This is a genomic window from Pseudoalteromonas phenolica, from assembly GCF_005886345.1.
Taxonomy (GTDB): domain Bacteria; phylum Pseudomonadota; class Gammaproteobacteria; order Enterobacterales; family Alteromonadaceae; genus Pseudoalteromonas; species Pseudoalteromonas phenolica_A.
Genome location: NZ_PNEC01000157.1, coordinates 1 through 343, shown reverse-complemented (window position 1 = coordinate 343; position 343 = coordinate 1). Strand labels below are relative to the sequence as shown.

1 protein-coding gene and 1 pseudogene are annotated in these 343 nt (G+C 40.2%); both read left to right on the top strand.

Annotated elements, in window-relative coordinates; genetic code table 11:
• Nucleotides 1-209 (top strand): annotated as a pseudogene (gene moaA, locus CWB72_RS20455) (GTP 3',8-cyclase MoaA); the annotation flags it as partial.
• Nucleotide 210: 1 nt separating this feature from the next.
• Nucleotides 211-343, top strand: a 133-nt coding sequence (locus CWB72_RS20450; protein ID WP_171037381.1) for an NTP transferase domain-containing protein, incomplete at its 3' end; no start/stop codon positions are given.

Below are 343 nucleotides of genomic sequence, written 5' to 3'. Positions count from 1 at the left end.
GTAACCGATTAAGAGTTTCGTCATTAGGCAAGCTACATTTATGTTTATTTGCTGATCAGGGAATAGACTTACGCCCGCATTTAAATGCGCAAGATACACCAGCCACTGTAAACGCTATTCAAGCAGCAATGGGCAATAAAACCATTAGTCATGAGCTTGATAAGCGCTTAACGGGCGCCACAACCCATTTAGCTATGCTGGGCGGCTAAAATGAGCAATAAAATAGTGTTTACAGGGGTTGTACTCGCCGGAGGGCAATCATCCAGAATGGGTAGCGATAAAGCTAATCTCATTTTAAAAAATAAAACATTACTACAAAATGCATGTGAATTATTAAAAGCTG